We start from the raw sequence: 7,272 nt of genomic DNA, 5'->3' as shown, positions 1-7,272 counted from the left end.
GCAAACGTCTGGGCATATGGACATGTTTGCAGAGAACATGTTTTTCGGTGGCGGAAAGGAAAACATGGATGAATATGTTTTAAAACCTATGTCTTGTCCTGCCCATATTTTGCTGTTTAAGCGCGGKGTACATAGCCATAGAGATTTGCCACTGCGACTATTTGAGTTTGGCTTGGTGCACCGTAATGAATCCTCAGGCTCGTTAAATGGTTGCCTGCGCGCACGCCAGTTCACTCAGGATGATGCCCATGTTTTTTGCTGTTGGTCTCAGGCAGAGGAGGAGATACGTGGTTTTCTCCAGCGTGCAAAGCAGGTTTATGGTGATTACGGCTACCATAATTTAGACGTAAAAATATCGACTAAACCTGAGAAGGCATTAGGCAGCGATGAGCAATGGTGCCGAGCACAAAAGCTATTGGATTCAGCTTGCCAGATTGAGGGCTTTGATGCCGAGTATCAAGCTGGTGAAGGGGCTTTTTATGGTCCCAAAATTGAACTGTCACTGACAGATTCTATGGGAAGACGCTGGCAGTGTGGCACTATCCAGTTTGATTTTAATTTGCCTGAAAGATTCGATGTTCAGTACACAAATGAGCAAGGTGAATTCGAACGGCCAGTGATTATGCACCAAGCTATGTATGGCTCTATCGAGCGTTGGTTGGGGATTCTCTTGGAAGTCTCACAGGGTAACCTTCCTGTTTGGTTACATCCTGTACCTGTTGCTATCGCTTCAGTGAATGAGTCAAACAGCCAATTTGTCCGTCAGTTAGCCGCACTATGTTTAGCACGAGACATGCGAGTGTTGGTTGATATCAGTCAAAACTCAGTTGCCCGCAAAATGAAACGCTTTCACAAGCAAAAAGTGCCTTATATCTTAACGGTTGGGGATAAAGAAGAGGCCGAGAAGTGTGTGTCAGTTAAGTGCCGCAAAGACGGTGTGATGACTCATATCCCTCTTGCTGAATTAGCTGACTATCTTGCGGATAAACTAGTGCGCAAACAATAACCTAAGGAAGACTGTGTTTGTTATCTAAGGCTAGCTAGGGTTCCCACGGCTAGCCTTTACTCATTTTATGATCCGGCTCTTTGCGCTAAGGCTTAACGATAAAAGGCTTCAACTGTGCCTTTTACTGTGAGTAGCAGTGGTTGGCCGTGGCGGTCCATGATTTATTGCGGATGACCATTTATTTTTTGTTTAAATTTTTTCAAAGGTAACATTTTTAGGAGGGAAACTATTAGGTAATGATCCTGATCTTATTTTTCTTAACAATAAACCAGTCAATAGAGAGGTTATATTTTCATCAAAATATTCTACATCTGGCGATCTAGATGCGATTATTGCAGTGCCCCATGTCTCACTGTCTTTTAGATCGGAAACAACCCAAAATATGCAATCACCATTATCCGTTACGCCTATTGGTAAAAGGCCATTAATTTCTGGATAGAGGTTATATTTAAAATACTCTGGGTCTTCATTATTAAGGTAATTGAAATCCTCAATGATTGATTTCTTCTGCTCAAAAAAATCAAGGTCATAATTTGTAGTAAATGGATTGAATATCGCAATAAAATCGGCAATTCTTCCTGTGCCATAACGATTAATAAACGCAATGTAATCACTGGGGAAACTAAGACCTTCATCTATAGAAGGCCAAACTTTACCAATCCCAGATTCATTAGAGAAGTTAGGGGGAGTTAAAATGCTATTTAATACTGATAGGGTCATGATCTACATTCCACGAGGATTAAGAAGAGCAATGCTTTCAAAGAAACCATCACTATCTTGAGCGTTTACTGTTATACCTGCCGATATTCTGGAAGGACCTTTATATATTGGAGTTACCGAGACATCAACTATTTCTCCTCTCTCTAACGCTTTCTCTAGCGAATCCCCAAATAAACTTGATGATATTCAAATAAGTAGGCATGCATAATGCTATTTGATTTAATCCATTTCGCCAAAAATCGACTAAATAGCTGTTCCGAATAGTAGGTCAGTACACTGGTGCAGTTTCAGCAAGTAGTATTGAGTTAGTATCATTTGCTGCTGGGCAAACAAAAACGGCCAATATTAATTGGCCGTTGTTATGATCCAGCTCTTTGCACTAAAGCTTAACGATAAAACGCTTCAACTGTGCCTTTTACTGTGAGCAAAAGAGGTTGGCCGCGACGGTCTAAGGATTTGCTTGGCACTTTTACCCAACCTTCACTGATGCAATATTCTTCGACATCAAAACGCTCTTTGCCGTTGAGCTTAATACCGATATCGTGCTCGAAAATTTCTGCCACATGGTGTGGGCTGCGTGGGTTAACGGAAAGGCGATCCGGTAAAGCAGGTAATGATGTTGTGTCGGTCATGGTCGTGATCTGTCGTTGTCTATAGTGAAAAAGCGTGCGCTATTGTAGGCAATCCCAGCGCAACGCTCAAGACTTTAACAGTGACTGATTACGCGCCTTGCGTTACAAGGTTAGGTTGTCCTGTTAGGACACTGCTGTTAGGACACTGCTGTTAAGACACTGTGCCGCAGCTGGAAAAGGCTTTCAGCACTCGGCCGTTTTCTCTGCCCATGACTGATCGCAAATAAACCTTGGCTAATATGTCGGCATTGATTGCACTAAAACCGGGAAAATAGTCCTGATAGCTCGCTAACGATTCGCTTAATACCGTTGGGCTGACAATGTTTATTCGCTGCTGTGCAGGTAATTCTCCCGCGACGGCGGTAACAAAATGCTCAAGTGCGCCATTGATTGTGGCGGCACTGATGCCATCTTTTACTGGGACATCGGCAATAATGCCACTGGTCAGTGTAAAACTGCCCCCAGCGTTGAGGTATTGGCTACCTATTTGCACTAACTGTATTTGCCCCAATAACTTACTTTGGAGCCCTGTATACCAGTCTGCTTGAGTCATAGCGTTGAAGGGTTTAAACACGACGTCACCCATGGCCGAAATCATTGCATCGACTTTACCGATTTTTTCTAGCCCTTGATGGAGTGAATGTTCATCCCGAATGTCTATCAGGACATCCCCCGTTGTTCGCCCTACCTGAATAACTTCATGCTGAGTTGAATGGAATAAGCGGACTATGGCTTGTCCGATTGTGCCTGATGCACCCACTACGACTATTTTCATGACATGCTCCTAAATTGAATACAAATTGAGGATAGTCTGGTTAATTAAATAGAAAAAGCGCATATAATCACCACATTGTTTCGTTAATAGGTTTAATTGATGAATCTCACTCATCTGCAGTCATTTATGCTGGTTGCCAAAATGCACAGTTTTAGCACTGCGTCTGAACAACTCGGCGCTTCTAAAGGCTTAGTGTCGCGCCATGTTAAATCCCTTGAAGATGAAATGGGTTGTCAATTACTCCACCGAACCACTCGGCGAGTATCAATGACCGAAGCAGGGCAAGCGTTATATGGTAAAGCCTGCGAAATCGAGAGGCTGGCCAATGAAGCTGGGCGTTTAGTGCAGGATTTAACGCAGGACTCCTGTGGCACTTTAAAATTCACCGCTCCAACGGAACTGGGCAAAAAATTGCTGAGTCCTATGCTGCTCCAGTTTATTGCTGAGTATCCTCAAGTGAAACTCGAACTGTGTTTTGAGCAGAATATTCAAGATGTTGAGTTCGGCAAGTTTGATCTCGCCTTAAGAACAAGCATTGCGCACAGCGATAATCTGATCGCCAGATATCTTGGCAGAATTCGTCATGTCTTAGTGGTTTCGCCCGCACATCCCGCAGCCGCAGAAGTTCGTCACCCTGATGATTTACGCCATTATCGTCTATTGTCTTCGGGCGAAACACAGTGGGTGTTTGAACCACTCGCGGGGGACAGTCTCACGCTCACTTTTGAGCCTGCACTGTGCAGTTCAAACTATGCCACTACACATCTGCTTACTTTGAGTGGTACAGGTATCGCTAGCCTGCCTTATTATTTGGTAGAGGAGGATGTCGCTCAGCACAAACTCACTTTGCTCGTTCCCCAATGGCAATGCTATCCACATGAGTTGTACATGGTTTATGCCAAGCAGAGCCATTACCCAAAGAAGCTGCGCGATTTACAACATAAGCTACAAACGTGGTGCGAAACTCACTCAAAATATGTGGGTTAATGAGTCATACCAATCACATTAAATATCTAATCAGTTCAGAGCCTCACAGGCATTTCAATCCAAGGCGCATTGACGCAGAAATGGTCATTCCCTTTTAAGTCAATGCAACACGGGAGTGGGATGCCTGTGAGGCTCCCGAAGGGCGGCCGATGTTAAATTCATGGCAACACGCTTTATACTGCGTTTAAGGCTTTCGACAGAGCACCACTATGCCTTCAAGCCTTCGCCTTGTCTAAAGCGCGTTGAACTCCCGCTGAATGAACAGATATTTAATACGATTGGTATCAAAGCGTCATCGCATCAAATCTTATCCGGCAGAGGGCGGAGCTTTTAGAATAAAGTGAGGCAGAGTACACTGCCGCGCATTGAATTTTTGTATTTGAATGTAAAGTCGAGCAGGCTTTTACCCATGCAGGCATAAAAGAGCGGCGATGAACCAAGCGTTATGAACGACGACATTAGTATCTCGCTGCCCTCGCTGATTCATCGAATTGGGCGGGAGGCGGTTAAACAAGCTCAAGCGATTGCAACCCAATATGATTGCGAGCTTAAGCGTGTGCGGCGTTCGAGAAATTGGTGCATTGTTGGCGCGGCGATCAAGATCCAATCCTGCTGTGCGCATTTACAAAGTGAGCCATTGCTGGCGCAGCAGTTAACAGCTAAAGATGGCCAGTTTGGTTATCTTATCAAAAAGTTGGAGTCAGCCTTGCTGCAACATGCGGACAAACTTGAACCATTAGACGCTAAGCTGATTCGGCTTATCACAGACAATCCTGCGATTACCTTAGGTGAGTTGATGCAATTGACTCAATGCACAGTCACAGAGGCCAGATTGGCACGTTTTCAAGCTGACTCTTGGTAGTTTGTCTGCTGAGTGTTTTTGCTTTGAAGGTTTATTTATGGTTTGTTGTTTCTAATACTTTTATTTGATTTTCAATTTGCTCGGCTTCAGCGGTCAGCATTGAGTAGGATCTAATATCGCCTTTTCTCTGGGCATGCATAGCTTGTTCAAGCTTGGCGTTATATTGCTGAGTTAATTTTTTAAGGGATTTTTCTTAAATATTGAGAACATGGCCATTTCTATTGGATTGGGTATTTGGACTTATATACGTAGGCAATGGGATTTAAGTTTTACTTTTTGAAATTAAAAATCCCACGATCCTAGAATCCTTCAATTCCACTGCCATCGGCCTCAGCAAGGCTGAGACCTTATCTTACATTTGCAGCAAACCAATGGGTTGCTATGTCTTATTTAGCTTACAACCCATTGAAAATATTTTTAAATCTTAAACTGACCGACGAGCTTACCTAGGTTAATACCTTCCTGCGACACGGTCTGGCTGACTCTGGCAGCATCTTCGCTGGAATGGAGTAACTCATTCACAATCTCTTGGATGGCGAACACATTACGGTTGATTTCTTCGGTTACAGAGCTTTGTTCCGTGGCCGCCGTCGCAATTTGGGTGCTCATGTCGTTAATAGCCGTGACCGCCGATGTCACTGAGCCTAGGCTTTCAGAAATTGCACGGGAAGAGTCTACCGAGCGCACGCAGCTTTGCTGACTTTCTTCCATCGTTTTTACTGCCAGTGCGACAAGCTTGTGCAGTTCAGTTAGCATCTCATTGATTTCTAAAGTGCTTGATTGCGTTCGGCTCGCTAAGTTACGCACTTCATCGGCCACCACGGCAAAGCCTCGGCCCTGTTCTCCGGCGCGGGCCGCTTCGATGGCGGCATTTAATGCCAATAGGTTAGTTTGCTCAGCAATACCGCCAATCACTGACAGCACGTTGTTGATTTTTTTAGACTGTTCGCTCAAGGATTGAATACTGCCCGCCGCATTGTTGATTTGCGCCATGAGCGCGGATATTTCTTCTAAAGAAGCATCGACGCAGCGCTGGGCATTGGCTACATCGCCAGTGGCAGCGTGAGTCGCTTCGGCCACTTGCGTGGTATTTTGCGCTACTTCGCTGGCGGTGGCTGACATTTCAGTAATAGCGGTAACCACTTGATCAGTTTCATTGTTATGGCTGATGAGTTGGCTCGACATGACTTTGGTTTGATCGTGAATCGCGTTGGCGGCGGTTTTAACTTTAGCCGTCGCGTTTGCCACATCGCCTATGATGGTTTGGAGTTTATCGACAAACAGGTTAAAGGATTGACCTAGTTGTGCAATTTCATCTTCACCTTTCACAGTGAGGCGTTTAGTTAAATCGCCTTCGCCTTTGGCGATATCGTTTAAGTTGTCCGCCATATTTTTAATTGGCGCGACCATACGTTGGGCAGTGATCAGAATAACAACGGTAGTAATCGCGGCGAGTAACAGCGCAATTAGCAGAATGGCATAGGATTTTTCGATCATCTGCTCAGTGACCGTCGCACGATAATCCTCAACGACAGTGTCGATATCATCGATATAGACTCCCGTGCCTAGCATCCAGTCAGTGCCAGGGATCATCATGGAGTAACCGATTTTTTCAATTTGCTCATTGGTATTGGGTTTTTGAAAGTAGAACGAGAAGTTACCGTCCCCTTTTTTAGCGGCATCGAGTAAACCGACAATGATTTTAGTGCCGCGGGGATCTGTCATATCAATTTTATTTTGCCCTTCGAGGTTGGGCATGACGGCATGGAATAGGTTTTTGCCTTGGGAGTCGTAGATAAAGAAGTAGCCTGAACTGCCAAAACGGATATCACGTAGCGCTTGGTTTACATTGCCATTTTCTTTTAAAGACAACTGATACTGCACTATTCCTGCGGCAATTTCGGTGGCTTCTTTTATTTGTGTTTTACGTTCACCGATGAGCTTAGTTCTAAAGGTCGTTACCTCATCTGCAAGGGCGTCTTGTTCGACATAGTAAGAAACTGTCATGAGTACGAACAAAGTAAAAATTAAAGGGAATAACGACAACAGCAGTAATTTATTACGTAGACTGAAATTAGACATGCTTGACGACTCCATGATGAACATCTCTTTTATTGCAGGGGAGTATAGCTAATTTCCCGCATTCTTAAGTGTTTAAGTTAACAAAAATGTAATGGAAATCGATAAAATGCGCGCTGTTGATTTATTCCAAAGTCGTTAACTATGCTGTGAATCTAGGCCTTTCTTTTGATCTTTATCAACACTATACGGGCCCAATGAGTTCACTATA

At 44.1% G+C, this 7,272-nt stretch carries 7 protein-coding genes and 1 pseudogene; 3 read left to right on the top strand and 5 right to left on the bottom strand.

Features of this window, described 5'->3' with window-relative positions:
* On the top strand, positions 1-1,006 hold a 1,006-nt coding region (locus L5M71_RS20025), incomplete at its 5' end, for a threonine--tRNA ligase (RefSeq protein ID WP_263220679.1).
* 189 nt (positions 1,007-1,195) lie between these two features.
* On the opposite strand, the gene L5M71_RS20020 is transcribed toward L5M71_RS20025, so the two are convergent.
* The 3 genes from L5M71_RS20020 to L5M71_RS20010 form a co-directional block, all read right to left on the bottom strand.
* Positions 1,196-1,726, bottom strand: coding sequence for an SMI1/KNR4 family protein (locus tag L5M71_RS20020; protein WP_263179550.1), 531 nt, complete (start codon positions 1,724-1,726; stop codon positions 1,196-1,198).
* Positions 1,727-2,112: 386 nt separating this feature from the next.
* A complete protein-coding gene (locus L5M71_RS20015; protein WP_006080205.1) occupies positions 2,113-2,358 on the bottom strand; it encodes a DUF3297 family protein in 246 nt (81 codons plus the stop codon).
* Between the two features lie 151 nt (positions 2,359-2,509).
* A complete protein-coding gene (locus tag L5M71_RS20010; protein WP_212599698.1) occupies positions 2,510-3,133 on the bottom strand; it encodes a short chain dehydrogenase in 624 nt (207 codons plus the stop codon).
* Between the two features lie 99 nt (positions 3,134-3,232).
* Here L5M71_RS20010 and L5M71_RS20005 point away from each other — a divergent pair, with 99 nt between their 5' ends.
* On the top strand, positions 3,233-4,120 hold the full coding sequence (locus tag L5M71_RS20005; protein WP_263179551.1) for a LysR family transcriptional regulator: 888 nt from the start codon (positions 3,233-3,235) through the stop codon (positions 4,118-4,120).
* Positions 4,121-4,565: 445 nt separating this feature from the next.
* On the top strand, positions 4,566-4,982 hold the full coding sequence (locus L5M71_RS20000) for a ribosome recycling factor family protein (RefSeq protein WP_263179552.1): 417 nt from the start codon (positions 4,566-4,568) through the stop codon (positions 4,980-4,982).
* Between the two features lie 31 nt (positions 4,983-5,013).
* On the opposite strand, the pseudogene L5M71_RS19995 reads toward L5M71_RS20000, so the two are convergent.
* Both L5M71_RS19995 and L5M71_RS19990 read right to left on the bottom strand, forming a co-directional pair.
* Positions 5,014-5,192: pseudogene (locus L5M71_RS19995) on the bottom strand (DUF6435 family protein).
* Positions 5,193-5,399: 207 nt separating this feature from the next.
* Complete coding sequence (locus L5M71_RS19990) at positions 5,400-7,064, bottom strand: methyl-accepting chemotaxis protein (protein ID WP_263179553.1); 1,665 nt, start codon at positions 7,062-7,064, stop codon at positions 5,400-5,402.
* Positions 7,065-7,272: the final 208 nt, after the last annotated feature.

The organism is Shewanella sp. SW1, from assembly GCF_025653545.1.
GTDB classification, from domain to species: domain Bacteria; phylum Pseudomonadota; class Gammaproteobacteria; order Enterobacterales; family Shewanellaceae; genus Shewanella; species Shewanella oncorhynchi.
The sequence above is the reverse complement of the archived record's forward strand: the minus strand, read 5'-3'. Positions and strand labels throughout refer to the sequence as shown.